Genomic DNA, 25,824 nt, shown 5'->3' on the forward strand with positions numbered 1-25,824 from the left:
TTTTCAGTATAACACAAAACGCATGACTGACAGTCATACGTTCTATGGTTTTTTGTAAAATCTTATAATTTTATAAGAAAAGTTTAGGCAACTTCTTCTGTAAATTGACTATTATAAAGATCAGCATAGAAACCATCTGCTGCCATGAGCTCATCATGATTTCCTTGTTCAATAATATTCCCATCTTTCATCACAAGGATTAGATCAGCATTTCGAATGGTTGATAAGCGGTGAGCAATGACAAAGGAAGTCCGACCTTCCATAAGTTTGTCCATGGCTTTTTGAATCAATTCTTCTGTTCTGGTGTCAACAGATGATGTCGCTTCATCCAAGATAAGAAGAGGGGCATCCTTCAGAAGGGCACGTGCAATGGTCAAGAGCTGTTTCTGACCAACTGATAATGTCACAGAGTCATCCAAATAAGTGTCATAACCTTTTGGAAGTGTGGTGATAAAGTGGTGAACACCGACAGCCTTGGCAGCAGCAATAACTTGCTCGTCAGAGATATTTTCTTGGTTGTAAATTAAATTATCACGAATAGTACCTTCAAAGAGCCAAGTGTCCTGAAGCACCATAGAGAATTGGTCATGGACAGTTTCACGTTTCATGTCGCCAGTATCCACACCGTCAATGGTGATATGGCCTTGATTGATGTTATAAAACTTCATAAGCAAGTTAACAATAGTCGTCTTACCAGCACCTGTTGGACCAACAATCGCAATCTTTTGACCTGGCTTAGCAAGAGCTGAAAAATCATGAATAATAGTCTTTTCAGGAGTATAACCAAAGGAAACATGATCAAAGACAACTTGACCTTTAGTATCTGTCAATTCAGCTGTCTTAGCTGACTCGTCGTCCATATCTTTTTCTTCCAAAAATTCAAAGATACGACCAATGGCTGCAGTTGCTGATTGGAGTTGTGTAATCCCTTGTGCAATTTGAGAAAGAGGTTGTGAGAAGATGCGAACATAGGTCATAAAGGCTACCACATCACCGATAGTCAAGCTACCGTCGATTACCTTAACCGCACCTACCAAGCAGACCATGACGTAACCAAAGTTCCCAATGAAAATCATGAGTGGCATCATAATACCTGAGATAAATTGTGATTGCCACATCGATTTATAGAGTTTATCATTAAGCCCCTTGAAAGCTTGACTGCTTTCTTGAGCGGCATTGTAACTCGTTACAACTGCTTGACCTGTGTAGATTTCTTCAATATAACCATTAATATTAGCCAAATTTTCTTGTTGGCGTTTGAAAAGGGGTTGTGAGAAGCCCATGATGAAGGCTACTAGAACAAACCCTATCAAGACAGAACCAATCGCAGTGAAAGCCATAGTGACATTTGAGTAGAACATCATAATAATGGCTGCCACCAAGAGAACACTTGAAGTAATCAAGGTACCTAAGCCTTGGCTAAGCGATTGTCCCAAAAGGTCAACGTCATTGGTCACACGAGAGAGGGTGTCCCCTTGAGAATGACTGTCGAAATAATTAAGAGGGACACTGTTGATTTTCTTTTGGATAGCTGTACGGAAACGTTGTGAAAAGCGTTGTGTAACCGTCGCAACCGTAAAGCTTTGTAAGTAACCCACAATCGCTGAAATGGCATAGAGAACAGCCAAGGTCATAGCAATACTTGCCACCTTATCCAAATCAATACCTGGAATCGTCCCCATTTTGGTAGGTGTAATCCCTTCAGTAATAGTATTGGTAATTTCTTTAAGCTTATCTGGTCCAATAACTGTAATGACTGCTGAAATAATTGCTCCAACAATCGCAAGGACAAAGGGAATTGGGAAACCTTTAATATAGGGTTTTAAGCGTTTATAGGACGATGTTTTTGGCTTATTTTCCATTTTCTAACTCCTCCTTAGACAATTGTGAATAAGCAATTTCTTGGTAAACCTCATTGTTAGCCAAGAGTTCCCTGTGGGTTCCTTGCCCAACAACCTTACCTTGATCAAGTACCAAGATTTGATCAGCATTCATAATAGTAGAGATACGTTGAGCAACAATCAACTTGGTCATATCTTGTGTTTTTTCAGACAATTCTTGACGCAGTTTACGATCGGTCTTATAGTCCAAAGCTGAGAAGGAATCGTCAAAAATCAAGATTTCAGGCTTACGGGCAAGTGCACGCGCAATAGCCAAACGTTGCTTCTGGCCACCTGAGAAGTTAGACCCAGCTTGAGCAACCTCTGCCTTAAGTTGACCTTCTTTATTTTCAACAAAGTCTTTTCCTTGAGCCAATTCAAGAGCTTCCCAAATCTTAGCGTCATCTAGAGGACTATTATTGCTCGTTCCCATTGTCATATTTGACGTGATATTACCTGAGAAAAGCACAGCCTTTTGTGGAATATAACCGACTATATTGTGCAAGGTTTCGTGGTCAAAATGTCGTACATCCACACCGTCAACCTTGATAGTTCCTTGCGTGGCATCATAAAATCGTGGGATAAGGTTGACAAGCGTTGATTTACCAGATCCAGTCGAACCAATAAAGGCAACCGTGTCACCCTTTTTAGCTTTGAAGCTAACATGCTCCAAAACAGGCTCTGAAGTTTCAGAATAACGGAAAGAAACATCATCGAATTCGACAGTGCCCACGTCTTTAGGTTTTTCAGAACTATTTTCAGGGTAAGAGACTGAAGATTGGGTATCTAGAACTTCATTGATACGGCCAGCTGCTACAACGGCACGTGGAAGAAGGAAGAAAACGACAATCATCATCATGAATCCCATAACAACCTGCATGGCATAAGACGAATAAACCACCATATCTGAGAAGAGATGGACCTTGTCTTCCATGGCACCAGCAATTTTCGTTGGATTAGTTGGAATCTTAACATCTTCAATCAGATGCGCACCAATCCAATAAATAGCCAGTGTCAAACCGCTGGATACAGCAGTCATTACCGGTGTCAGTAAAGCAAAAGAACGACCGATAAAGAGGTTGTTTTGGGTCAAATCAGTATTGGCCTTTTCAAATTTATCCTCTTGATAACTTTCAGCGTTATAGGCACGCACCACACGAATTCCTGTAAGAGATTCACGCGTTACGCTGTTCAGTTTATCGGTCAGAGTTTGAATCAAGCGTTGCTTAGGCATAACCATAATCAAGAGGAAGAGCATGAGAATGGCAATCACTGCCACAGCGACAAGCAAGGCAAGGAGCCAATTTCCATTTTTATCGGCAATCTTTGTAATCGCCCAAATGGCCATGATAGGCCCCTGTGTAATGACCTGCAATCCCATGGTAAGTACCATCTGCAATTGGGTAATATCATTTGTCGTACGGGTCAAAAGACTAGGAATTGAGAATTTCTTAATCTCTGCATCCGAAAAACCTAGAACCTGATGGAAGATATCATCACGAAGACGGGTGGTAAAACTTGCCGCTGTTCTAGCAGCTAAGAAACCAACCACTACAGAGGCCATAAAGCCTGCAAATGACATTAAAAGCATTCGCATCCCTGGGGCATCTGTATTCCAGGCAAAAATATCCGACGCCTTAGTTCCCTTAGTTGATAAGAGTGTCGTAATATCAGACATATAGTCTGGAATTTTCAAGTTTAGATAGACGTTCAAACAAACAAATATCACAGCTAAGATAATCATGCTTAACTCTTTTGTCGTCAAACGTTTAAAAATTTTAAACATAAGTTACTCCTTATTTTTTTCTAAATTCTTATGAATTTGGTGAAAGACCCGAAAAGCTGTTTCAGCATCCTCTTTCGAAATGCCTTCTAATAACTGTTCATGGATAGCCTCTCGGAAATGTCCAACATCTTGGGCCTTCTTTTTACCCAAGTCTGTCAGATGAACATACTTGTAGCGTTTGTCCTTGTCCGATGTCACCAATTCAACGAAACCGTTTTTCTCCATACGTTTGACCAAATTACTAGCCACTGATTTAGATATAGATAGCCTTTTCTCGATATCTTTGATAAAGATTTCTTTATCTTGGTTCTCAAACAAGTACCTGACGGCAAACCCTTGTGGACCAGCTAAATGCTCAACGCCGTAAGCTTTGCCTAGCTCTTGCACTCTAGATTCCATGGTATTGATGAATTTTTTGATTTCATTAAAAGGATCTTTTCCATGCATCGCAAGTTCCTCCTTAAATAATTCTCATGGAAACTATTTTAGTTCTTATGAGAACTATTGTCAAGAAGAAAAGTTCTTATAAGAACTAAAAAAGAGTGAAAAAGAATATTGCTTTCCACTCTCACTCCCGTAACCGTGATTATTAAGGCTTTAGACTCTAAAACCTAACAACGCTTGAGCTAGGCTATCTAAATGATAATCCCCTCCAAATGATCCAATTCATGTTGAATAATTTGGGCTGGCATGCCAGAAAAACTTAGCTGTTTAGGCATCCATTGTTCATCTAAATAAGCTACCTCAATCGACTCATAACGTCTGGTTGGACGACTGCCCTCTAAAGACAAACAAGACTCCTCTGTTTGATAAGGTGAGGACTTGCTGACTAAAACAGGATTAAACATGACTAGATTAACAAAACCGATATTGACGATAATGACACGCTTTTTAACTCCAATCATATTGGCAGCCATACCCACACAGGCATCCTTATGGAACTCCAATGTATCACGCAAATCTTTAGCCAAATAGAGGTCTTCTTTAGTCGCTTCTGTCGATTTTTGTCCAAGGAAAAAGACATCCTTTACGATAGTTTTTATCATCTATTTACTCCCTTTTCTTATCTAAACTATGAAATGATATATCCTTCTTTTATCGGAACCAAAGGTCTTCATTCCAAATAAATCACCTTGACCTATTATATCAAAAGGCCCACCCTCTAGTAAAACAGACAAAAAAAAAGAAACCCGCAGGCTCCTTTTTAGTTATCTTTCTTCACTCTATACAAATAACCAATAAAAACCAAAAGACTAATAGTTGAAACACTCATTGCCATTTTAGCAACTGTAGTATAGCTATAGGTCAAAACAACACCATGTTTACCTGTTGGTAAGACTAGATTAGTTGGATTCTTTTCCTTAGCTAAGTAAGTGGTTACTCGCTTCCCATCAATCCTTGCTTCTTGTCCTTTGTAGTAGAAAACTGGCAACGACAAGACCTTAGATTCTTTAGACTCGTTGGTCACCGTAAGTACTAGCTCGTTGGGAGAACGGCTGATGAATGGCTTGATTTCCTGATTATCCAAGAAAAGGTGTTTGTCAAAGACAAAGCCAAAAGGCACTTCTTTATTGGTATAATCCCCATTTATATTTTTATAAGTTCCCTTGGCCAGCATTTCTCTCGTGACTTTTGTATGACTTGGCAATATATTCTTTGCTTTAGTCATCTTATCTTGAACAGTAACAATCTGAAACATATTTAGACAAAGACCTAACAAGACAAGTATTGTCGATGCCTTTATAGAAATATTTTCTAAGATATTCGCCAAAGCTAAACTGAAGAAAAGCAGAGCAAAACTCCATAATCTCCAAGGAAATTGAAGGTTGGACACTGGACTTGACTGTAAGAACTGCCAAGGAAAACTTTTCAAGGTTAAAAAAGCTAAAATAAGAGAAATAAAAAGGTAAATTCTAGCTTCCCTAACCTTAACAAAACGCTTAGTAAAAATCAGGCTTAGCACTAGGCCCAGGAGGTAGAGAAGATTAACTGATGGAGTCCTTAAATCACTTTTTAGAATCAACTCCCAGTTGTCTGCCAGACTTAAAGCAGTCTTTGATAGGAGCGGTTTAAAAGTCGTTCGTAGAGTGACATACTTGAATTGCTCTATCATAGGAACAAAGAAAGCTAGAGACATACTAAGAGTGACAAGGGTAGCCTTAAGAAATCCTAGGACACGTTCTTTTTTATTATCCCAAATCCAAAAACTAGTTACCACCGCAAAGAAAATCCCAACAGAAGCCAAAAGGACCGATAAGACATGGGAATAAACTAAACCAAGCATCCCAAGAGTCAAGATCCACCATTTCTTGTAATCTCCAAAAGTTATCAAACGAACGCCAACGAAAACTAGAGGTAGAAAAATCATCGCTAACGTTTCGCCAACGGCTGCCCGGTAATAAGAATTGTGCAAGAAATACCCCGAAAAGAGATAAAAGGTAGAAAATATCATCACCTGTTTATCAGAATATTTCAATAAACGTAATCCGTAAAAACTAAGCAAACAAGTTACAAAGCGAACAAGAAACTGAAAACTCATCCAGGCTACAAAGACCGACTGAGTCAGCTTATAGATTATGAAAATAGGATAATAAGTTAACCAGGGATAAAAGGTATTGATTAATTGTCCGGTCCCTCCATTAGTCGTAAAATTGATAGGACTCTTCCAGACAGTATCCAAAGATAACAGTCGGTTAATGTGAAAGACAATATCATCACCATAAAGCTTGTCCCTAAAAAAGAACATAGGCAGTATTGACACCATACTGATTAAGAAACTTATTAGAAAAATTGTCTGATTAGTATACTTCTTCTTTTTTACCCCACAGGGACCCTTTCCAACACTCAAAATTATTCCTCTCGTATTCTAATTCATAAAAATCTGCTCTAGAAAGAGATTTCTTACAAGGTCATTATACCAAAAAAGTACGAAACTCCCCTTCCTCCTAAGTCTGTCTAAACAAAAAAAGAAACCCGAAGGCTTCTTTTCTTATTTTATCGAGAGGCTTATTAATCAGGGCAAGGCTGTTAATTAAACAATACCTTGAGCTGACATAGCGTCTGCAACTTTAAGGAATCCAGCGATGTTGGCACCCACAACAAGGTTACCTTCATGACCAAATTCTTTAGCAGCTGCTGCAGCATTTTCGTAGATACCTTTCATGATATCGTAAAGTTTAGCATCAACTTCTTCGAATGTCCATTGTGTACGTCCGCTGTTTTGTGCCATTTCAAGAGCTGATACAGCAACACCACCGGCGTTAGCAGCCTTGGCAGGACCAAATGATACACCAGCTTTAAGGAAGACATCAATAGCTCCCAAAGTTGAAGGCATGTTAGCACCTTCTGAAACAGCCAATACACCATTTGCTACAAGTGTTTCTGCATCTGTTTCATCCAATTCATTTTGAGTTGCACATGGGAATGCCAAGTCAGCTTTAACTGACCAAACTGTCTTTTCACCACCAGCAGGTGTGAAGGTTGCATTTGGACGAGCTTCTGCATATTTAACGATACGTTCACGTTTAACTTCTTTGATTTCTTTCAACAAGTCAACGTCGATTCCATCTGGATCATAAACAAAACCAGATGAGTCAGAACATGTTACAGCTTTAGCACCAAGGCTTTGCAATTTTTCGATAGCGTAGATGGCAACGTTACCAGCACCTGAAACAACTGCTGTTTTACCGTTAAAGTTTTCACCACGTGCATTAAGCATTTGTTCTGCAAAGTAAACAGCACCGTAACCAGTTGCTTCTGTACGAGCAAGTGATCCACCCCAGTTCAAACCTTTACCAGTAAGAACACCTGTGTACTCATTACGAAGACGTTTGTATTGGCCATAGAGGTAACCAATTTCACGTCCACCAACACCGATATCACCTGCAGGTACGTCTGTATCTGCACCAATGTGTTTGCTCAATTCAGTCATGAAGCTTTGGCAGAAACGCATGATTTCGTTATCTGATTTACCTTTAGGATCGAAGTTTGATCCACCTTTACCACCACCGATTGGTTGACCAGTCAATGAGTTTTTAAAGATTTGTTCAAAACCAAGGAATTTAATGATTGATTGGTTTACTGATGGGTGGAAACGAAGACCACCTTTGTAAGGACCAATAGCTGATGAGAATTGTACACGGAAACCACGGTTTACTTGTACTTGTCCTTTATCGTCAACCCATGGCACACGGAATGAAACGATACGTTCTGGTTCAACCAAACGTTCCAAAAGGTTTTCTTCAATATATTTAGGATATTTATCGAAGACAGGAACAAGTGAATCGAAAACTTCTTCAACTGCTTGAAGGAACTCAGCCTCATGGCCATTTTGAGCTTTCACTTTTTCAAAAACGCTAGCAACGTACTCTTTACCTGTTGTCATATCAATGTTTCCTTTCAAATAATTACCTTAGTAATTTAATTACATGAATAGTATAAATTTTCAGAATCTTCTTGTCAAGTATTTTCTGCTATTTTTTTGATTTTTATGTTAGGTTTTATGACATAACAAGTAATCTATCTTTTTTAAGCTACTCCTAAAAAGTTGTCAATTCAACAATGTAAACGGATTCTATTTTTCTAGTTTTTCTCCAAAATTTTTTAAACTTTTTTTCAACTTTAAAGCTAAAATATTCTAAAAACAATTTAGTAAATTTACTATTTTTACATTTACAAAGATCTCCAACTATGTTATTATGAATTTAGTAATTTTACTAAATCTTGAAAAGGATCATTTTTTATGAAAAGAAAGCAATTATCAGGAAAGCACATCGGCATTGTTTTTGGAACTTTCGCTCCAATGCATGTTGGGCACGTTGACCTTATTACCAAGGCAAAACGCGCTAATGACAATGTGCTCGTCATCGTAAGTGGCAGCAACACACAAGAAGATCGGGGGACACGCGCAGGCCTATCACTCAACCGCCGTTTCCGTTATGTTCGAGAAGTTTTCTATGATGATGAATTAGTCGTTGTGGATAAACTGGATGAGGCTGGGATGCCAGCCTATCCCGAGGGATGGGTACCTTGGGTTAATCGTGTCAAAGAGCTTATCTCTAAAAATACGGATAATCCTGAAAAGATTACCTTCTATGTTGGAGAGCCAGAGTACGTGACCGAGCTCAATCGCTATTATCCTCAAGCTCAGGTAGAACTCATCGAACGCTCTATTATCAACATCTCTGCCACCGAGATTCGCGACAATCCTATGGAAAATTGGCGTTTTATCACCAAGCCTTTCCGTCGTCACTTTACTCGTAAGGTCCTTGTCGTGGGCTCTGCTAGCGGTGGAAAAACTACTCTTGTTAAAGATTTGGCTCGAACTTACAACGCTCCCTGCTCTCTTGAATATGCTAGGGAGTATCAAGAAAAGTATAATGTACGAGATGACGAGTTAGATACTAACGATTATATTCACCTCCTGACAGATCAATATGCCCAGACCTCTGATATCATTGATAAAGGGCAGCACTCAGGACTTATCTTTGCCGATACCAACTCAACAGTCACAAAAGTTTATATCGACTACTATTTGAAAGAAAATATTTCTAAAGAAGAATTTGATATGCTGGATCGGCTCTATCAGGTAACTCAAGCTCGTGAAAAATGGGATTTGATTTTTGTAATTCTGCCAAAATCAAACTATGTGGATGATGGCTTCCGTGACATGACTATGGCTGATAGCCAAACACGTGACTGGTTTACCAAGCATCTCTTAGACCTCCTATCACCATTCAAGGATAAAATCATTATTTTAGGGAAAAATAGTAATAGTGACAGCTTCTTTGCGGACAACTACCACAATGCCAAAAAAGCAATCAAAGAACGTCTACACATCGAGATTTAAAAGACCAATCCAACGTAATCATCACTTAAAACTTACAATACAAACATGGAGGAAACATATGACTAGAACCTTCGAAAACTCTGGTAGCGAAAAGGAATTTTTGGACATCTATCAGCGAGAGGAAATGGATAAGTACGTTAAGCCCTCAGTGACCGTTGACTCGGTCATCTTCCGCTATTATGAAGGAAGAGTCCAAACCTTACTTATCAAGCGAAAAAACCATCCCTTCATGGGGAAATACGCCTTCAGTGGTGGCTTCGTTCAGGAGCAAGAAGATCTCAATCTAGCTGTCTGTCGCGAAGTACAGGAGGAAACATCCATTACACTCAATCCTGATCATATTGAGCAACTCATTACTGTGGGAACACCATATCGGGATCCTCGAATGTGGACCATTACAGTGGCTTACCTCTGCTTCATGACCTTCAATGACATTCAAGTGGAAAAGGCTGCCGACGATGCAGCGTCTACGCATTGGTTAGACATTGCCATGATAGACGGTCAACTGCAACTTGTTGATGGTGATAAGACGCTGTCACATGATGACCTTGCCTTTGACCATTGGGAAATTCTCTTAACAGCTATGGAACGTATCAAGGGACGACTCGAATACTATCCAACTATCCTTTCCATTATGCCCGAGGAAAACACCTTGACCACCTACCGCCAACTTTTTGGTACCTTCAATGAAGACTACCTCAAGATGGATTCCACAAATTTCTTGCGTCGCTTTAAACACCTCTTCCAAAAAACAGGTCGTCAGGTAGCTACTAGAACCAGAAAGGCTGCCACCTACACATATCATATCAAGCCACTCTAAAGTAAGGTCTTTGTTTGACAATTTGATACTTACATAGTAGTATTAAGAAAATTAATAAGAGGTATCCTATGAAAAGTTTTACATTGATTAGTGGAATTCTCATTACACTCTTGGGTGTCTTTTTCTTCGCTAATCCTACAAATCTTCTTGCCATCGTTGGTTGGCTATTTGCCCTAGTGATGCTGGTATCTGGTGTTTCAAGTCTCATGGTTTATTTTAAACGAGATAACGAAAACCGCTCCTTCTTCCAACTGCTTCAGAGTATCATTTCCATCGTTTTTGGTATTATCCTGCTATCAACATCAGCATGGGTACTCTCGGGCGTAGCTGTAACCATTATCGCTTGGTGGCTTCTTGTCTCAGCATTTACGCAAGGCTTTCAAGCTTATCGCCAACGTCAATTCGGCTTCTCAGGTCAACCTGCCCTATCAATCACCTTGATTTGTCTAGTCTTTGGACTCCTGCTCTTTAGTGCTCCGTTTTTCTCAGCCTTTCTTATTGGGCGCTTGGTAGCTTCCTTAATTATCTTCGCGGGGGTCTCTGTCCTCTCCTTTTCGTTCCGCTTGTGGTAGGAAGAAAGCAGTCACTACATAAACATAAAAAGCCTTGCAGTTCACATCTGCAGGGCTTTTGTCATACTTTGATTACTAAAGAGCTTATCCTTCTAGCTCACTCAAATACTCATAGCGTTCATACTTTTCAAGCAAGGTTTCGTTAGCAGCATCCAAGTCTCGTTGGAGGGAGGCTAACTGTCCATAATCGCTAGCATTTTCAAGCATGGCTGCTTCAATCTCTTCGATTTTGGCTTCAAGGTCAGCAATCTCATCCTCTATGGTCGCCCACTCTTGTTTTTCAAAGTAGCTCATGCGTTTTTTGTCTTCTTTGACTTTCTCAACTTTAACGCTAGCTTGCTCTTTTTCCTTCTCTAAGAGGGCTGCTTGCTCTTGGAAGAAGGCTTTTTCATCAAGGTAGTCAGTGTAGTTACCAAAGAACTCTCGCACACCACCCTCTTCAAAGGCTAGAATCTTGTTAGCCACCTTGTCCAAGAAATAGCGGTCGTGACTTACGGTAATGACAGGGCCACCAAAACCATTAAGGAAGTTTTCCAAAACCGTCAAAGTTGCAATGTCCAAATCATTTGTCGGCTCATCCAAGAGCAGAATATTAGGCTTTTCAATCAGAATCTTAAGTAGATAAAGACGTTTCTTTTCCCCACCAGAGAGCTTAGAAATCTGTGTCCCATGAGTAGAACGAGGGAAAAGGAATTGCTCTAAGAGCTCTGTGATACTAGTTGTTCCAACCGTTGTCTTAACCTCATCTGCAACTTCTTGCAAGTAGTTAATGACACGCTTGCTCTCATCCATGTCCTTAATTTGCTGCGAGAAATAACCAATACGTACCGTCTCACCAATATCCAGAACACCAGCTGTAGGCACAAGGTCACCATTAATCAGATTGAGCAAGGTCGATTTCCCGACACCATTATCCCCAACAATACCGATACGATCACGATTTTGCATGATAAGATTGAAATCACTGAGAATTTGCTTGCCATCTTCATAAGCAAAATCAACATGCTCGAAGTTCACTACTTTCTTACCAATACGGCTAGTCTCAAAGTTAATTTCAAGATCGTCATTATTAACCGTTTGGTGAACCTCACCCTTAAGCTCCTTAAAACGATTGATACGAGCTTGTTGCTTGGTCGCACGTGCCTGTGGTTGCGTTCGCATCCATGCCAACTCCTGCTTATAGAGTTGCTTTTTCTTGTGAAGAGCTGCTGCATCTCGTTCATCTTGTTCAGCCTTTAGACGCACATAGTCTTGATAATTTCCCTGGTATTCAATCAGATTAGCCTGGTCTAGCTCAAAGATACGTGTGGCCACATTGTCCAAGAAATAACGGTCGTGGGTAATAAAGAGGACCGTTTTTTTAGAAGACTTGAGAAAATTAGTCAACCAAGCAATAGTATCAATATCCAAATGGTTAGTTGGCTCATCCAAGAGCAAGAGATCTGCATCATTCAAGAGAACCTGAGCCAACTGCACACGGCGACGAAGACCACCTGAGAGGTCCCCGACCTTTTGCGAGAGGTCTGACAATCCCAACTTAGACAAGACTGTCTTAACCTCGCTCTCAATGGACCAAGCATCTAGACTATCCATCTCTGCCATAACCTTCTCCAAGCGAGCCTGATTCTCCTCAGAATATTCTGCCATAAGGGTTTCATATTCTCGAATCAAAGCCATCTCACGAAGGTCTGATGACAAGACAGTTTCAAGAACCGTCTTGCTATCATCAAATTCTGGCTCCTGAGTCAAATAAGCAATCTTATAACCATTAGCCTTGGTGAAAGGTGACACATCACCATCAAAACCAATACGCTCAGACACAACATCTAGCAAGGTTGTCTTACCTGTCCCATTGACACCAATAATCCCAATACGATCCAAATCATGGATAATGAATGAAATCTCTTTAAAAACCGTCTTATCTCCAACGGACTTGGTTAATTTTTCAACAATAAAATCTGACATCTTACTTCCTTCTTACAAATAACACCGCTACGGATCCTACGCATGCTCTGTAGCGGTGTGTCATTTTTATCACGTCTCTAGACTTATTTCATAGCTTGAACAAAGGCCATGATGGCTTCCTCGGCATTAGCTAGTTGACCATCAACGATGGCATTTTCGATAGCCTTAAGTGCACGACCAAGGTCCGGACCAGGTTTGAATCCTAGCTCCTTCATCAGTGTGCCACCATTCACAACGATTTCGTGCTTATCATGGATGAGCAACTGACCATCCAACTCAGCAATACGCTCATAATCTACGTCCAAGCCCTGAGCCCGTCTCAAGGTTTCAGACTCCTCTAAGAGTTCCTTACCATACTGATAAACATCTTGCTTAGTCACAGCTCTCTCCAAACGGAAATTGAAAATGTCAACCAGGGACTGAACTGTCTTTTGGAAATTAACAGATGTCTTCCATTTTTTAAGAAAAGAGCGTGGATTATCGTGCTTGAGAGCCAAAAGAGTTGCCGCCCAGGCCTGCTCAGAACTTGTAAATCTAAAGTCATCAGCATAATCTGATACAAAAGACTGCCATTTCTCTGCTGTCTCTTGAAAATCTGGAAGATACTGATAAGCCTTAGTCGCTAGAAGTGCCTTAACCCCTTTTTTCCAATGTGGTGCCAAAAGCAACTTATCGAACTCGATGAAACTTCGCTCAATCGAAATCTTTTCCAAAAGAGGAGCATGGCTGGTCATAGCCTCAAAAGTCTTTTCTTCAATATCGAAATCTAAGCTCGCTGCAAAACGTAGTCCCCGCATGATACGAAGAGCATCCTCGTTAAAGCGTTCCTCAGCCTTACCAACAGCCCTTAAGACACGGTTGTCCAAATCAGTAAGACCATTGAACTTATCAATAATCTCAGCATTTTCATTAAGAGCAAAAGCATTGACTGTAAAATCACGACGCTTAAGATCTTCTTCCAATGAACGCACAAAGGACACGCTAGACGGACGACGGTAATCCACATAGACGTCCTCTGTTCGGAAGGTCGTCACCTCATACTCACCGCCATTTTCCAAGACCAAAACGGTCCCATGTTCAATACCAATGTCTACCGTACGCTCAAAAATCTGTTTAGTCTCCTCAGGATAAGAAGACGAAGCAATATCAACATCGTGAATGGGACGGTTGAGAAGGGCATCGCGGACCGATCCACCAACAAAGTAAGCCTCAAACCCTGCAACCTTAATTTTCTCTAATATTGGTAAAGCCTTCTGAAATTCAGAAGGCAAATAACTTAATCTCATAGTAAATGTTCCAAACCATAAACAAGCTGATTACGTTTAACAACTTCTTTAATCCCAAGATTGACACCACCCATAAAGGAAATGCGGTCGTAAGAGTCGTGACGCAAGGTCAATCCTTCTCCTTGGGCACCAAAGATAACCTCTTGGTGAGCCACAAGACCTGGCAAACGCACACTGTGAATACGGAAACCATCAAACTCCGCACCACGTGCCCCAGCAAGTGTTTCCACCTCATCCTCAGCTCCCTGACGTTTAGTCTCGCGAACCTCACGAATAAGTTCAGCCGTTTTCACTGCTGTACCTGATGGCGCATCTTTTTTCTTGTCATGGTGAAGCTCAATAATTTCAAGATCTGGGAAATATTTGCTAGCTTCTGCCGCAAACTTCATAAGAAGGATAGCACCAATAGCAAAGTTAGGAGCAATCAAACCACCAATAGACTTGTCTTTAGAAAGGTCTGTTAATTCCTGAATTTGTACTTCAGTAAATCCTGTTGTACCCACAACTGGTGCAAAACCATTCTCCAAAGCAAAACGAGTATTTTCATAGGCAACAGCAGGCATAGTGAAATCCACCCAGACATCTGCATCAAAGCCAACCAAATCCGCTTTATCTGTGAAGACAGGAATACCGTCCACTTCTTTTTCTGTCGCAAATGGGTCAAGCAAGGCAGCCAAAGTCAATTCGTCATCTCCCTTGACCATCTCAACCGCAGTTGAACCCATTCTTCCTTTAAATCCAGCAACAATAACTTTAATAGACATGTCATTTTTCCTCTCTATTGATCTTAATCATAGACAAGCTCCATCCCACATGGATAGTACTTATTTGGTAAATTTAGGTGTTAGACCTAACACTAGTGCTCCTTCACCCAAGTGTGTCGCAATTACGGCACATAAGGATACCACTGTTGAAACGCTAATTCCCTGTGCTTCTAGCTGTCTTTTAAATTCCTCAGCTTTTTCAGGAGCATTAGTGTGAAGGATACTAAGCTCCATTTCACGATTTTCCTCAGCTAGGGCAACCAAACGTTTCACAGCTTTCTTCTCTGTACGCACCTTTTCAAAAACAACGATTTTTCCTTCGTCATTAAAATTCAAAATAGGTTTGATAGACAAAAGATTTCCTAAAATCGCCGAACCATTCGATAAACGACCACCCTTAACCAGATGATTAAGATCATCCACAAGAATATAGGCCGTCGTTTGGTCAACTTGCTCCTCAAGCTTCTTCAAAATGTTCTCAAAAGACATTCCTTGGGCTGACCAATGCAAAACGTTTCTCACCATAGCTCCCATAGGAGCTGCTGTGATTTTTGTATCAGGAAAAGCAATCTTCAACTTGGCATGGTCCTCAATCAAAAACTGACTATTGGCCCAAAAACCAGAGATTCCTGAAGAAAGGAAAAGCCCAATGACATGGGTATAACCTTCCGCCTCCAACTCCATAAGCAAGTTATCCAAGTCAGCTAGATTTGGTTGTGACGTCTTGAGCAGTTCCTCAGAGTTTGCCATTTGTTCATAAAACTGATTGACATCCAAGTTTTTTCCTTCAACAAAAGGCTGCCCCTCAATAATAACCGGAATATCTAAAACATAAACATCAGCATGGCCCTGAATCTCAGCAGGAAGATTAACCGATGAATCCGTAATAACTGCAAGAGACATCTTAGAACTCCAAGTTGATACCTGGGCGATCCAAGGCAATTTCAGTTACTTCATAAGTCAAACGTTGAAGCGTATCCAAGAGCGGTGCAGCCAAGGCTTCTGCTTCTTCTTGTGAGAAGTCTTTTGGTTCATTGACGATACGGTTTTGAATATGGTCCATTTGAGAAACAATCCCTGAGATAACAAACTCATCACGGACAATCATAAATTGCAAAACAGCTACAACAGACGTATTGTTAGCTTCTTCATCTTTATTGTGCAACTGGAAAGTTACTTCAACATTTGTTTTAGGCACACCATTCTCTTTTTCCCACTCATGGTTACGAACATCATAGTGGTAACGGTTAACAAATACTTTTTCGCGAATTAAATCCATTAGTCATATTCTCCTTGATACAATTACTCTTTATTATAGCATAAATATGCTTTATTATGGGAATATTATTGACAGAAAAATGAGTATTTAGACTATCCTTTTCCAATCCTTAGCACAGATGTCGTACTGATAAACCTCTAGTGGGTAGTTATCTTTGTCAATAGTTATGAAATCCTGCTGAATTGCTTTTTCCTCAAAATTCTGATACCCGAAATTTATAGAACTAACAAAACCCTTAGTTTTAATAAATGTTAACTTCGACAATAACATCCCATTCTTATCATATACACGTTCTTCTCTATTACTAATTGATGAAGATAATAGAACAGTCTGTTCTTTACCGTCCCGAAATACTAATTTATAATTTAGATTACCACTAGAAGCAATAAATTTATTGTAAAATTCAACAAAACCGAAATCTCGTGCACCTAATAGTTTCAAGTCACCCTCAATTGAATCTGAAATACTATAGCTTCCTAATATCAAAACCAACAGTTTAATAGTTTCATTTCGAATCTCTTTAACTTCAGACAAGTCGTATAGATTCTCTTTATGAAAGTACTTATTCCTTCTCTTTTTCGCATAGTTTAAAAGTCTCTCTCTGATTTTTTCAATATTACTTTGAGAAACTCTCCACGCTTTAGCATTATCTGTTAGACAATAAACTAATGAACCCATTGATACCTCAAAATATCGCTCACACTCTGGAATAAGTTTAACCTGCCATCTACCTTTACTTTTACGATTTATTATTCGATTTTTCTTTCGAAAATTCCCATTACCTTTATTTAGATTAGTTGAATTCGAACAAGTTATCCATAAATCTTCTCTTGAAATTTCCATAGTTTTTTTTACAAGTAAATACAAAAGTTGCTCTAGAGATTTCAGATAACCAGTTAGTATTATTGAATAATCTATAGTAGAATTAGCATTTGCTTGTCTGTAAAGATGCTCAGCAGTTAAAAATGATTTTGCAAAATCTTCATCTCCACATAAAGCTGAATATATCTTCTTATTAAAAAAGAAGTCCAATAATTTTATCTCTTCATTCTCCCTGAAAATTTCTTTTAGCGTTGACTTTAGGTAAGAAAGATTTTTGGAATTTAATTCTCCATTCACCGTGAAACCCACCTCTTGTTTCACTCGCTGTATAATTCCCTTCACTTGCAAGATATAATATTCCCAAACCTCTGAACCAAACATATCTGTAAAATAGTTCTCCAATTCATATATTTCTAGAAGTTCTCCATCACTACAACTCTCAAACTTTGATATTGCAGATTTTTTTAAAAAAAGATTAGTGTCTCTTAAACTTATTAATTGAACCCGAGATATTCCATGTTTTCCTAGCAAATCATCTTCTTTAAATCTTTCTAAGTTTTGAGTTGATATTTTCAAGGCAACTATTTCTTTCTCTTTATTCTCAAAAATAATACTCCAAATTTCTCTATTATCTTCATAATTGAGACGTCCTTTTTCATCACCATCTCGATAAGGTAAATTTAAACCTAATTTTGAATAATAGACATCATGGTCTGCCAAAGACTGATTCTCTAATAAAAGAATATTGTTTCCTTTCATTTTTAATAAATCATTAATAATATATAGTACTAACGTACTTTCTATTTCTGATACAAGCTTCTCATAAAAAATACTATAGTTCAACTCTTCCTCAGTTAGTAAATTAAATTCCTTATATATGTTTCTTTGATCTTTAAAAGAATCAGAGATGTAAAACCTTTCCTTTATCATAAAATTATAGAAAATATCAACAGCTTTATCTATAATTGCCTTATAATCATTCATAACACCCTCCAAATAAAAAAACGTATAACTTAAAGCTATACGTTCCATCACTATTCCACTCGCTTATTAAGACTATTGCACTCAGCAATTTTCATGTCTCTCCAAGCCAAAATAGCAGTTGTCGCAAGCTCAATAAGAGCTAGAGTTATTTTTGTAGCATCCATTTTCATGCTGTTCTCCTTCTAGCTAGAATATTCTTTTCTAGCAAAAAATTAAGAAGTACGACAACAATTTCATTCTATAGTTAATTTAAAAATCTGTCAAATAAATTCTTTCATAGTCTCTCAAAATTCCCTCAAAGAACGTTTCTGCTGTCCCTGTTCATCAAAATTCTCAGGGGACAACCAATTCTCAAATCGTTTCTTAAGTACTGGCCACTCACTGTCAATAATCGAGAACCAGTCCGTATCACGGCTACGTCCCTTATAGATAGCATGGTTACGAAAACGCCCCTCATAGGTGAACCCTAAACGCATGGCTGCATTGGCAGAAGGGCGGTTGAGACTATCACATTTCCACTCATAACGACGATAGTTAAGATCTTCAAAGACATATTTCATAAGCAGGTATTGAGCTTCTGTAGCTGCTCGAGTCTTTTGTAAGGCAGGTGCTAAAATCACTCGCCCCATCTCAACACTGCGATTTTTCGGTGTAATAGCCATGAGTGAAAAGGTTCCTAGAACCTTACCTGAAGCCTTATCTCTGATGGCAAAGAAATAAGGATTCTGGGATTGCTCATAATCCTCTAAACACTGACGTACAGCTTCTTCAGATTCAAAAGGGTCCGCATACATATAGGTCCAATCCGAAAGAATCTGATTAGTAAAGTAAAAGTCTAAAATGTCCTCATAATGCTCTGCCACTGTCAAATGTTCAACGCTACAATAACGACCTTCTAATAGAGCAACATCTGGCATTTTACCTGGACTGGCATCTACTAGACTTGGCCCTACTTCTTGTTGGTAGTGATTTAAAGGCATAGGATTCTCCTTTTTTCATAAAGAAAAGCCTACACAAAAGTGCAGACTTTAGCTTAATTATTTAGCAACTGGGTATACAGATACTTGTTTTTTGTCGCGACCTTTACGTTCGAAACGTACAACACCTTCAACTTTAGCGAAGAGTGTATCGTCACCACCACGGCCTACGTTTACGCCTGGGTAGATGTGTGTACCGCGTTGACGGTAAAGGATTGATCCACCTGATACAGTTTGTCCATCAGCTGCTTTAGCACCAAGACGTTTAGCTTGTGAATCACGACCATTGGAAGTAGAACCCCCACCTTTTTTGTGGGCGAAAAGTTGCAAGTTTTCAAGAGTTTTCAACATAAGATTGTGTCCTTTCTTAGTGATTAGTCGCTAACTTACGCGTTGATAGCGTTGATAACAACTTTTGTATAAGGTTGACGGTGACCTTGTTTACGGTGGCTACCTTTTTTAGGTTTGTATTTGAAAGTAACAACTTTCTTTTGTTTACCTTGTTTTTCGATAGTTCCGACAACAGTAGCTCCCTCAACAACTGGAGTACCTACTACAGTTTTATCACCACCGACAAGAACAACTTCGTTAAAAGTTACTTCTGATCCAGCTTCAGCGTTGATTTTTTCAACGTAGATCGCTTGACCTACTTCAACTTTAACTTGTTTTCCACCAGTTTTGATGATTGCGTATGTGCTCATGATGCACCTCCTATTAAAATTTTTAATGTGTCTGAGGTTTCCCTCTGTGAAGACTCGCCTAGTACTGCGGGGCCGAACCCACTTGTAAACAGTAGTCGTGCGGTTGCACAGGACGTGCATTTAGTCAACGTTACAATTCTATCATTTTTTCCCTCTAATGACAAGAGAAAAAATTATTTTGATTATTCTTATTCTGCTCATTGAAATTTATCAAAGTAACGATTACCCTAATCAACTCTTATTCCATATCTTCCTAGGAAAGTCTTAGCTAGAGCCCGCTCCAGACCAACTAAGGAAAGGCTCTTATCCGTTGTCAAAATTTGATAGCGTTCACTTCCTTCAAAATAGAAGTGATTCAATGCCTGATAGCCATTTCGTTCATAAAATGCTAAACGTTTTAAACGTTGAGCCCGATTAGAGACTTGCTCCTCATCCATAGGTTCAATCGTAAGCACACACGGTCGTACCCCTGCTTTTTTCTTAACTTGTGCCAAATTCTGACTGCCATATCCCTGAGACTGTTTACTTTCTTTAACCGCGAGAAAGAGTAGGTAGACCAGGTTATCAGTACAGATTGCATAGGTAAAACCAATAAAAACTCCCTGATCAAAATAAGCCAAGAAAGATTGTCCATTTTTCAAACTGTTCCAAGACAATTGCCAAAGTGGGAGTCTCTCCTCCACAGGAAAAGCCGCTTCATAAAGCGAAGCGACCATCTTGAATGTTGGTGTCAGAGGATAAATATTACGAACCTCTAGTGTCATTTCCCTAACCAATAACCTTCTTATAATCTTCTGGTGTCGCCACATGAGCATGCTCACGTTGACGATCAAGCAAGTGACTAAGGAAGTCACGGTTGCTCAAGGCTTCTTTAAGGGTTTGTTTAAATTGCCCAGCATTCATAGCTGAGAAAATATTGCTTGGTGCAGTATAATCTGGACCATGGCTTGTGTTCGTGAAAGCCAGGATAAGCAGGTTATTTTCAAAGGCAGCACGTGTCGCTGACAGGATTTCATTTTGGTGGTTAATATCTAAATAGAAATCAGCCTCTTGATAGAGACGCTTAACCTGTTCTGTTGTAATATTCGGATAAAGGCTAACATTACTATATTTAGCTAAATCCATCAAACGACTTGACATTTCAGTGATTGCACCAATATGGTAGTGCATGGTAGGCACTTCACTAACAATGTTTTCCAAGTGTTCAATCTGATCTGAGTTGGTCAAGATCAGTGCTTGATTTTGGAAATTATTCTGACGAGCAAATGGATACATGAATCCGAGAAAGGCCACGCGAGAAGCCTGCTCTGGACTAACCAACTTTAGAAGATTCGTATATGCTGTGTATTCTTGCACTACAATCTTAGTTTGACGGTGATTGCTATCAAGAAGGAGGCGCATATTCCCAGGGACTGAATCAGTGATAGGCTCTTGCCAGAAGAGGACATCTTGACCAGAATTCGGAAGATTCATAGCTGTCAAGAAAGGTGTTGACAAGGAGTTATAAAGGATACGTCGCAAATCATAACCAGCTTCTTTAAGATAAAAGACTACAAACTCCGATTTGTTTTTGAAAATGTAGACCTTGTCTTTCCAATTCAAGATAACGTCTTTGGTCAAATGGTTAATGACGATAACTTCCTTGTTGTCTGGAGTGAAATAACTAGTAATGGTCGCTTCTTGCTTAACATTGTAAGTTGTTTGTGAGAAACGGTACCCCTTATTATTGTAGCGATCAGTCACACGCAGGCGACCTGACTCATCATACCAATCCACAGCTTTAACTAGACGCTGATGAGCAGGATGCGCATAGTGAATATGACCACGTTTCTTATCAAAACGGAAGATTTCCGCGTTGCTATTTGTTCCTAAAATTTCCCAGTAGTCAGGCACAGGAACCTGATTAAAGTAAAGTGCAGAACCTTGAACCTTGTCAAAACCAGTGAAATAAAGGTAAGGTGAGGTCACATCACTAGGCAGAAAGCCATCATCTGAAAGACAAACTGTTGTATTTACATAGCCAGCAACAATCAGCGAGTAATGGAGATCCCAACTACCTTGACTATAGTTCTCAAATAAATTAATCATGATTAGTCATCTCCTTTACTAAGTTAAGCCACTTCTGCTCGATTTCCTCTGTCAAAAAGCCTTTTGCGATATCATAAGAGACTTGATGAACATGATCTAAATCTGAACGATTGAAGAAAGCTACAATTTTCTCTGCCAAGGCAGCCACAATAGCAAGCTCGTCATCTTTTTCAAATCGAGGGATTAAGTAACCATTTTCATTATCCTTGATAAAAGTTTGGTTCCCATAACGGACATCAAAACCAATCATACCAAGGCCCGATCCAACAGCTTCTAGAAGTGTCAAGCCGAACCCTTCACTCTTAGAACCTGATAGGTAAAGTTCGTAATCCTTGTAGACTTCTGTTAAATCTTGGTGACCCTTGAGGTGGATGTAATCCTGAGCGTGATTTTCCTCGATAATTGCCTTAAGCTTAGCTTCTTCAGCACCTGTACCAAAGATATCAAAGTTCACTTGTGGCAGACTTTCTTTAGCCTTAACAACAGCCTTAGCCAACCAGTCTACGTGCTTTTCATTGGCCAAACGTGAAGCTGTGATGATTGAGAATGGTTTGCGCTCTCCCTCAGGCTCTCTCAGTTTATCCAAACTTCCCACAGGAATCGTTACGATATTAGGTGTAAATGGTGTGTATTTGTTGAACTGGTCTAGCATAATGCTGCGTTGACGCTCTGTCGCTGTGATGAAGAAATCAACCTTATCTGCATTACTGAATTGATACTCGTAGAAGTTATTCCAAAGAATAGTCTTGTCTGTCACAGCATTTTCACTAAAGTGCTCTGCATGGACCACAACCCCAAGCTTAGCAGGTTTGGTATTACGGAAAACAGCCTGCCCTGTGCCAGTGGCACGGTCCAAGATAACGATATCTTGATCAGTTAGACCAAGTTGCGACATAAAGTAGGCAATAAACTCATGCTTAGAAGACAAAATCTTATCTGGGAAACGGAAGACACTATCCTTACCATCAACAATTTCATCATAGGCAACACTACCATCTTCATTGAAGAAACGACGTTGATAGAGGTGTGCCTTGTTATCTACAGGGGTGTAGTACTCCGTGAACATCTTAGTGTAAGAGTAAAAGTCTTTACGAATTAAACAACCACGCGATACTTTTTCCACACGGTGAACGATATCTTCACCCTCTTTACGCAAGTAGGCTGCATAAAAAATATCTTCCTTGGCACAAAAGAGCTTAACCACCTTGCTATTAATCTCACGACGCGTGATGTCATAAGGGATTTCCTTTTCCAAATCCTTGACAGTATAGGTCGTTGGAGCAATTTTCAGGTCTGTAAAATAGCTGTATAGCCAGATGACGTCTTCATCTTCAAACCCCATGTTACGGGTCAAATCAGAAAGATTGTCCTGCAGGAACATATCCATAAAGACAAATTTGGCCTTAATACCTGTGTTTTTGAAAATTGTAGAACGATAGGCCTGGGCGTACTCAACACCACTTGATGCCCAACCGATTCCTAAATTGATGTTATAAACAGTCATGTATTTTCCTTTCTGGGTAAAAGCTCAACATCGACATTTCTTTTTGGACATACCTAACTCTAGTAGCACCTAAATACTACTATGTTAGTACTATATCCTCCTAGACTAGAGCAAGTCTTCAATAAGTGTATCCACTTCGTCTTGCGCTTCTTCAATAGGTGTGATTTCAGTCACCATGATTCCCGCAACCGCACGTTCAACCAAGGCTTCAACATCCATACGACGTTCATATTGTTCAACGTTTTTGATTTTTGGATTAGTCTTTGGACGGTCAGGTGCAAAGATAGTACAGCAATCCTCAAAAGGTTGGATGGAAATGTCAAAGGTATCAATTTTTTGTGCCAAATCAATGATTTCCAACTTGTCCATAGTGACAACTGGACGAATCACTGGCGTACATGTAACAGCATTAATCGCCTGCATAGACTCCATAGTCTGACTAGCAACCTGACCAAGACTCTCACCATTGATAATCACAAGACCTCGACGTTCTTCTCGAATGCGGTCAGTAATACGCATCATAAAACGACGCGTCAAGGTCATCAAATAAGCCTCAGGCGCTTTTTCTTTGATTTCCTCTTGGATTTCAGTAAATGGTACTTCGATGAACTGGATATTACCACCAAACTTGGTCAACTTACGGGTCAAATCTTGAGCCTTTTTCAGTGCACCAGGACTGGTATAAGGAGGGCTTGCAAAGTGGACAGCTTCAATATCTACACCACGTTTAAGTGCAAGATAACCTGCCACTGGCGAATCAATCCCACCTGAAAGCATGAGCATTCCTTTACCGGCAGTCCCTACAGGTAGTCCACCTGCTCCTTTGATTTCCTTGTGAGAAATATAAGCTGCCTCAGCACGAATTTCTACCTTAAGGTTGACATCTGGGCCCTTCATCTGAGCCTTAATGTCAGGCAATACATCAAAAACTGCATTTCCTAAAGTAAGATTGAGCTCACGACTATCGAGAACAAAATCATGGTCACTACGTTTAGCAGTCACTTTAAAGGTAAGACCGTCACGATAGAGCCCAGTCATAATGTCTTGAACAGCCTTTTTCAAGACCTCGACATCTTTTTCAAACTTGTAAACAGGACTAAAGGCTTGAATACCAAAAATTTGCTTCAAAGACTCTGCTACTGGCTCATAGTCTGTACCGTTGAGGTAGATGTGACCACGGTCTCGGTCAAAAGTCACTTTAACATCTGGATAGATAGATAGAACATCCTTGATGTTATTTCTAAGTTTATTGATAAAGCGCATACGGTTTTTGCCCTTGGTAGACAATTCACCATAGCGAACCATAATTTCTGAATATGTTAGTGTCATTCCTTTTCCTTTTAAATTTGAATTTAGTTTTTTTGTTTAATTGCTTAAATCTTGCTATCTCACTTTTTGTGTCTTGGCGTAGACCTGCTTGAAAATCGTGAGAAACTGTTCTACCTGTCCCATATCATTGTCATCATCAAGGCTGATACGTACAGCCGTTTGAGCTAATTTAGTCGGAACACCCATAGAAATGAGAGTCCCTGCTGGTTTTCCCGCCTTAGATGAACATGCAGATGTCGTTGAAATATAGATTTGATGCTCTTCAAAAGCATGGACAATAACTTCACCACGAACACCCTTGATTCCAAAGGTCAAAATATTGGGCGCAAAGTCTTCACCCTCACCTGAGAAAATAGTAATGTCCTCATACTTAGCCAATTCGTCAAAGATAATTTTTTTCATCTTGGCAATTTTCGGAAGAGAAAACGCCTCTTTGTCAGTAACTAAGCGCAAGGCCTTAGCCATACTCGCAATGCCAGCAACATTCTCAGTCGTTGAACGAAAGTCTTTTTCTTGACCACCACCTGTTAAGAGCGGCGTAATCTTTTTCCCTGCCTTTTTGTAGACAAAACCGACACCTCGAACAGCATGGAACTTGTGACCAGAAAAAGTTGCAAAGTCAACACGGTCTGTTAAATAAGCTGATACAGGAATCTTCCCAATAGCCTGAACAGCATCCACATGGAAAGATATCGTCGGCTCATCAGCCAATATATCCGAGATAGCTTGAATAGGTTGGATTGATCCGATTTCGTTATTAACGGCCATAACCGAAACCAAGATCGTGTCGGAGCGTAATAATCCAGCAAGAGCTTCAACATCCACAAATCCTTGCTCATTAACTGGTGCATAGGACACTTCGAAACCATGCTCTGAAAGCCATTTGGCAGACTCTTTTACCGCAGGGTGCTCAATATCAGAAACAATGATGTGTTTGCCGTAAGGCTCTTTTTCGAAAGCTACACCTTTGATGACCCAGTTGTCGCCTTCGGTTCCTCCAGACGTAAAGAAAATCTCATCGGCTGATTTTCCAATGAGGTCCGCAACTTGCTTACGAGAAGCCTCCAAAATACGTGTCGCAGATGTTCCTAATTGGTGCAGGCTGGATGGGTTCCCAAAAATTTTAGTAGCCACTTCTTGATAGGTTCTAAGTGCCTCTGGATAAGGCACCGTAGTGGCTGAATTATCAAAATAAATCATGATTTTTCCTCGATTTTTA

Annotated in this window: 23 protein-coding genes and 1 other annotated feature; of the genes, 3 read left to right on the forward strand and 20 right to left on the reverse strand. The window is 39.7% G+C overall.

Annotated features, from left to right (window positions below; all coding sequences use genetic code 11):
• Positions 1 to 83 precede the first annotated feature (83 nt).
• The 6 genes from LG375_RS04900 to gdhA all read right to left on the reverse strand — a co-directional run bounded on the left by LG375_RS04900 (position 84) and on the right by gdhA (position 8,050).
• Complete coding sequence (locus LG375_RS04900; RefSeq protein WP_037601873.1) at positions 84 to 1,862, reverse strand: ABC transporter ATP-binding protein; 1,779 nt, start codon at positions 1,860 to 1,862, stop codon at positions 84 to 86.
• Positions 1,852 to 3,666: an ABC transporter ATP-binding protein gene (locus tag LG375_RS04905; protein ID WP_037601871.1), complete on the reverse strand. Its 1,815-nt coding sequence runs from the start codon at positions 3,664 to 3,666 to the stop codon at positions 1,852 to 1,854. Before LG375_RS04905 ends, LG375_RS04900 begins: the two co-directional genes overlap by 11 nt.
• A gap of 3 nt (positions 3,667 to 3,669) precedes the next feature.
• Positions 3,670 to 4,113, reverse strand: a complete 444-nt coding sequence (locus LG375_RS04910; RefSeq protein ID WP_070576561.1) for a MarR family winged helix-turn-helix transcriptional regulator — start codon at positions 4,111 to 4,113, stop codon at positions 3,670 to 3,672.
• Positions 4,114 to 4,301: 188 nt separating this feature from the next.
• Positions 4,302 to 4,712, reverse strand: coding sequence for a peptide deformylase (locus LG375_RS04915; protein WP_070576564.1), 411 nt, complete (start codon positions 4,710 to 4,712; stop codon positions 4,302 to 4,304).
• A gap of 158 nt (positions 4,713 to 4,870) precedes the next feature.
• Positions 4,871 to 6,118: a YfhO family protein gene (locus tag LG375_RS04920; RefSeq protein WP_225745419.1), complete on the reverse strand. Its 1,248-nt coding sequence runs from the start codon at positions 6,116 to 6,118 to the stop codon at positions 4,871 to 4,873.
• Positions 6,119 to 6,697: 579 nt separating this feature from the next.
• Entirely contained in the window at positions 6,698 to 8,050 is a 1,353-nt protein-coding gene (gdhA, locus tag LG375_RS04925; RefSeq protein WP_002885547.1) for an NADP-specific glutamate dehydrogenase, read from the reverse strand.
• 357 nt (positions 8,051 to 8,407) lie between these two features.
• Between gdhA and LG375_RS04930 the strand changes: the two genes are divergently transcribed.
• The 3 genes from LG375_RS04930 (at position 8,408) to LG375_RS04940 (ending at position 10,906) form a co-directional block, all read left to right on the forward strand.
• Positions 8,408 to 9,514: an AAA family ATPase gene (locus LG375_RS04930; RefSeq protein ID WP_037599578.1), complete on the forward strand. Its 1,107-nt coding sequence runs from the start codon at positions 8,408 to 8,410 to the stop codon at positions 9,512 to 9,514.
• Positions 9,515 to 9,572: 58 nt separating this feature from the next.
• A complete protein-coding gene (locus tag LG375_RS04935) occupies positions 9,573 to 10,334 on the forward strand; it encodes an NUDIX domain-containing protein (protein WP_002886684.1) in 762 nt (253 codons plus the stop codon).
• Positions 10,335 to 10,402: 68 nt separating this feature from the next.
• Positions 10,403 to 10,906, forward strand: a complete 504-nt coding sequence (locus tag LG375_RS04940; protein WP_037599580.1) for an HdeD family acid-resistance protein — start codon at positions 10,403 to 10,405, stop codon at positions 10,904 to 10,906.
• 84 nt (positions 10,907 to 10,990) lie between these two features.
• Here LG375_RS04940 and LG375_RS04945 read toward each other — a convergent pair whose 3' ends face one another.
• From LG375_RS04945 to LG375_RS05010, 14 genes are all read right to left on the reverse strand, one after another.
• Positions 10,991 to 12,871: an ABC-F family ATP-binding cassette domain-containing protein gene (locus tag LG375_RS04945; RefSeq protein WP_225745420.1), complete on the reverse strand. Its 1,881-nt coding sequence runs from the start codon at positions 12,869 to 12,871 to the stop codon at positions 10,991 to 10,993.
• Between the two features lie 83 nt (positions 12,872 to 12,954).
• Positions 12,955 to 14,157, reverse strand: coding sequence for a CCA tRNA nucleotidyltransferase (locus LG375_RS04950; protein WP_002890093.1), 1,203 nt, complete (start codon positions 14,155 to 14,157; stop codon positions 12,955 to 12,957).
• Complete coding sequence (gene dapB / locus LG375_RS04955) at positions 14,154 to 14,921, reverse strand: 4-hydroxy-tetrahydrodipicolinate reductase (RefSeq protein ID WP_021144636.1); 768 nt, start codon at positions 14,919 to 14,921, stop codon at positions 14,154 to 14,156. Before dapB ends, LG375_RS04950 begins: the two co-directional genes overlap by 4 nt.
• Positions 14,922 to 14,981: 60 nt before the next feature.
• The gene (locus LG375_RS04960; protein ID WP_021144637.1) at positions 14,982 to 15,824 is read right to left on the reverse strand and encodes a DegV family protein; all 843 of its coding nucleotides are present in this window, start codon (positions 15,822 to 15,824) and stop codon (positions 14,982 to 14,984) included.
• 1 nt (position 15,825) lies between these two features.
• Positions 15,826 to 16,200: a DUF1149 family protein gene (locus LG375_RS04965; RefSeq protein WP_002885550.1), complete on the reverse strand. Its 375-nt coding sequence runs from the start codon at positions 16,198 to 16,200 to the stop codon at positions 15,826 to 15,828.
• 87 nt (positions 16,201 to 16,287) lie between these two features.
• On the reverse strand, positions 16,288 to 18,006 hold the full coding sequence (locus LG375_RS04970; RefSeq protein WP_225745421.1) for a hypothetical protein: 1,719 nt from the start codon (positions 18,004 to 18,006) through the stop codon (positions 16,288 to 16,290).
• Positions 18,007 to 18,290: 284 nt separating this feature from the next.
• Positions 18,291 to 18,986 carry a GNAT family N-acetyltransferase gene (locus tag LG375_RS04975; protein WP_225745422.1) on the reverse strand — a complete coding sequence of 232 codons (696 nt, stop codon included), beginning with the start codon at positions 18,984 to 18,986 and terminating at the stop codon, positions 18,291 to 18,293.
• A 57-nt stretch (positions 18,987 to 19,043) separates the two neighbouring features.
• A complete protein-coding gene (gene rpmA / locus LG375_RS04980; RefSeq protein ID WP_002885483.1) occupies positions 19,044 to 19,334 on the reverse strand; it encodes a 50S ribosomal protein L27 in 291 nt (96 codons plus the stop codon).
• 35 nt (positions 19,335 to 19,369) lie between these two features.
• Complete coding sequence (rplU, locus tag LG375_RS04985) at positions 19,370 to 19,684, reverse strand: 50S ribosomal protein L21 (RefSeq protein ID WP_002885597.1); 315 nt, start codon at positions 19,682 to 19,684, stop codon at positions 19,370 to 19,372.
• 40 nt (positions 19,685 to 19,724) lie between these two features.
• Positions 19,725 to 19,799, reverse strand: a sequence feature (ribosomal protein L21 leader region).
• Positions 19,800 to 19,911: 112 nt separating this feature from the next.
• Positions 19,912 to 20,448: a GNAT family N-acetyltransferase gene (locus LG375_RS04990; protein WP_225745423.1), complete on the reverse strand. Its 537-nt coding sequence runs from the start codon at positions 20,446 to 20,448 to the stop codon at positions 19,912 to 19,914.
• A 4-nt stretch (positions 20,449 to 20,452) separates the two neighbouring features.
• On the reverse strand, positions 20,453 to 21,772 hold the full coding sequence (gene gtfB, locus LG375_RS04995) for an accessory Sec system glycosylation chaperone GtfB (protein WP_225745424.1): 1,320 nt from the start codon (positions 21,770 to 21,772) through the stop codon (positions 20,453 to 20,455).
• The gene (gene gtfA / locus LG375_RS05000) at positions 21,765 to 23,276 is read right to left on the reverse strand and encodes an accessory Sec system glycosyltransferase GtfA (RefSeq protein WP_225745425.1); all 1,512 of its coding nucleotides are present in this window, start codon (positions 23,274 to 23,276) and stop codon (positions 21,765 to 21,767) included. Before gtfA ends, gtfB begins: the two co-directional genes overlap by 8 nt.
• 105 nt (positions 23,277 to 23,381) lie before the next feature.
• A complete protein-coding gene (gene thiI, locus LG375_RS05005; protein ID WP_225745426.1) occupies positions 23,382 to 24,605 on the reverse strand; it encodes a tRNA uracil 4-sulfurtransferase ThiI in 1,224 nt (407 codons plus the stop codon).
• A 54-nt stretch (positions 24,606 to 24,659) separates the two neighbouring features.
• Complete coding sequence (locus LG375_RS05010) at positions 24,660 to 25,805, reverse strand: cysteine desulfurase family protein (RefSeq protein ID WP_225745427.1); 1,146 nt, start codon at positions 25,803 to 25,805, stop codon at positions 24,660 to 24,662.
• Positions 25,806 to 25,824: the final 19 nt, after the last annotated feature.

Origin of the sequence: Streptococcus sp. Marseille-Q3604 (genome assembly GCF_916619785.1) — a bacterium.
Classification (GTDB): Bacteria; Bacillota; Bacilli; order Lactobacillales; family Streptococcaceae; genus Streptococcus.

Bases quoted from the DNA above. Each gene is read 5' to 3' on its own strand.
- LG375_RS04900 (WP_037601873.1), bottom strand. From the start codon at position 1,862: ATGGAAAATAAGCCAAAAACATCGTCCTATAAACGCTTAAAACCCTAT.
- LG375_RS04905 (WP_037601871.1), bottom strand. From the start codon at position 3,666: ATGTTTAAAATTTTTAAACGTTTGACGACAAAAGAGTTAAGCATGATT.
- LG375_RS04910 (WP_070576561.1), bottom strand. From the start codon at position 4,113: ATGCATGGAAAAGATCCTTTTAATGAAATCAAAAAATTCATCAATACC.
- LG375_RS04915 (WP_070576564.1), bottom strand. From the start codon at position 4,712: ATGATAAAAACTATCGTAAAGGATGTCTTTTTCCTTGGACAAAAATCG.
- LG375_RS04920 (WP_225745419.1), bottom strand. From the start codon at position 6,118: ATGATATTTTCTACCTTTTATCTCTTTTCGGGGTATTTCTTGCACAAT.
- gdhA (WP_002885547.1), bottom strand. From the start codon at position 8,050: ATGACAACAGGTAAAGAGTACGTTGCTAGCGTTTTTGAAAAAGTGAAA.
- LG375_RS04930 (WP_037599578.1), top strand. From the start codon at position 8,408: ATGAAAAGAAAGCAATTATCAGGAAAGCACATCGGCATTGTTTTTGGA.
- LG375_RS04935 (WP_002886684.1), top strand. From the start codon at position 9,573: ATGACTAGAACCTTCGAAAACTCTGGTAGCGAAAAGGAATTTTTGGAC.
- LG375_RS04940 (WP_037599580.1), top strand. From the start codon at position 10,403: ATGAAAAGTTTTACATTGATTAGTGGAATTCTCATTACACTCTTGGGT.
- LG375_RS04945 (WP_225745420.1), bottom strand. From the start codon at position 12,871: ATGTCAGATTTTATTGTTGAAAAATTAACCAAGTCCGTTGGAGATAAG.
- LG375_RS04950 (WP_002890093.1), bottom strand. From the start codon at position 14,157: ATGAGATTAAGTTATTTGCCTTCTGAATTTCAGAAGGCTTTACCAATA.
- dapB (WP_021144636.1), bottom strand. From the start codon at position 14,921: ATGTCTATTAAAGTTATTGTTGCTGGATTTAAAGGAAGAATGGGTTCA.
- LG375_RS04960 (WP_021144637.1), bottom strand. From the start codon at position 15,824: ATGTCTCTTGCAGTTATTACGGATTCATCGGTTAATCTTCCTGCTGAG.
- LG375_RS04965 (WP_002885550.1), bottom strand. From the start codon at position 16,200: ATGGATTTAATTCGCGAAAAAGTATTTGTTAACCGTTACCACTATGAT.
- LG375_RS04970 (WP_225745421.1), bottom strand. From the start codon at position 18,006: ATGAATGATTATAAGGCAATTATAGATAAAGCTGTTGATATTTTCTAT.
- LG375_RS04975 (WP_225745422.1), bottom strand. From the start codon at position 18,986: ATGCCTTTAAATCACTACCAACAAGAAGTAGGGCCAAGTCTAGTAGAT.
- rpmA (WP_002885483.1), bottom strand. From the start codon at position 19,334: ATGTTGAAAACTCTTGAAAACTTGCAACTTTTCGCCCACAAAAAAGGT.
- rplU (WP_002885597.1), bottom strand. From the start codon at position 19,684: ATGAGCACATACGCAATCATCAAAACTGGTGGAAAACAAGTTAAAGTT.
- LG375_RS04990 (WP_225745423.1), bottom strand. From the start codon at position 20,448: ATGACACTAGAGGTTCGTAATATTTATCCTCTGACACCAACATTCAAG.
- gtfB (WP_225745424.1), bottom strand. From the start codon at position 21,772: ATGATTAATTTATTTGAGAACTATAGTCAAGGTAGTTGGGATCTCCAT.
- gtfA (WP_225745425.1), bottom strand. From the start codon at position 23,276: ATGACTGTTTATAACATCAATTTAGGAATCGGTTGGGCATCAAGTGGT.
- thiI (WP_225745426.1), bottom strand. From the start codon at position 24,605: ATGACACTAACATATTCAGAAATTATGGTTCGCTATGGTGAATTGTCT.
- LG375_RS05010 (WP_225745427.1), bottom strand. From the start codon at position 25,805: ATGATTTATTTTGATAATTCAGCCACTACGGTGCCTTATCCAGAGGCA.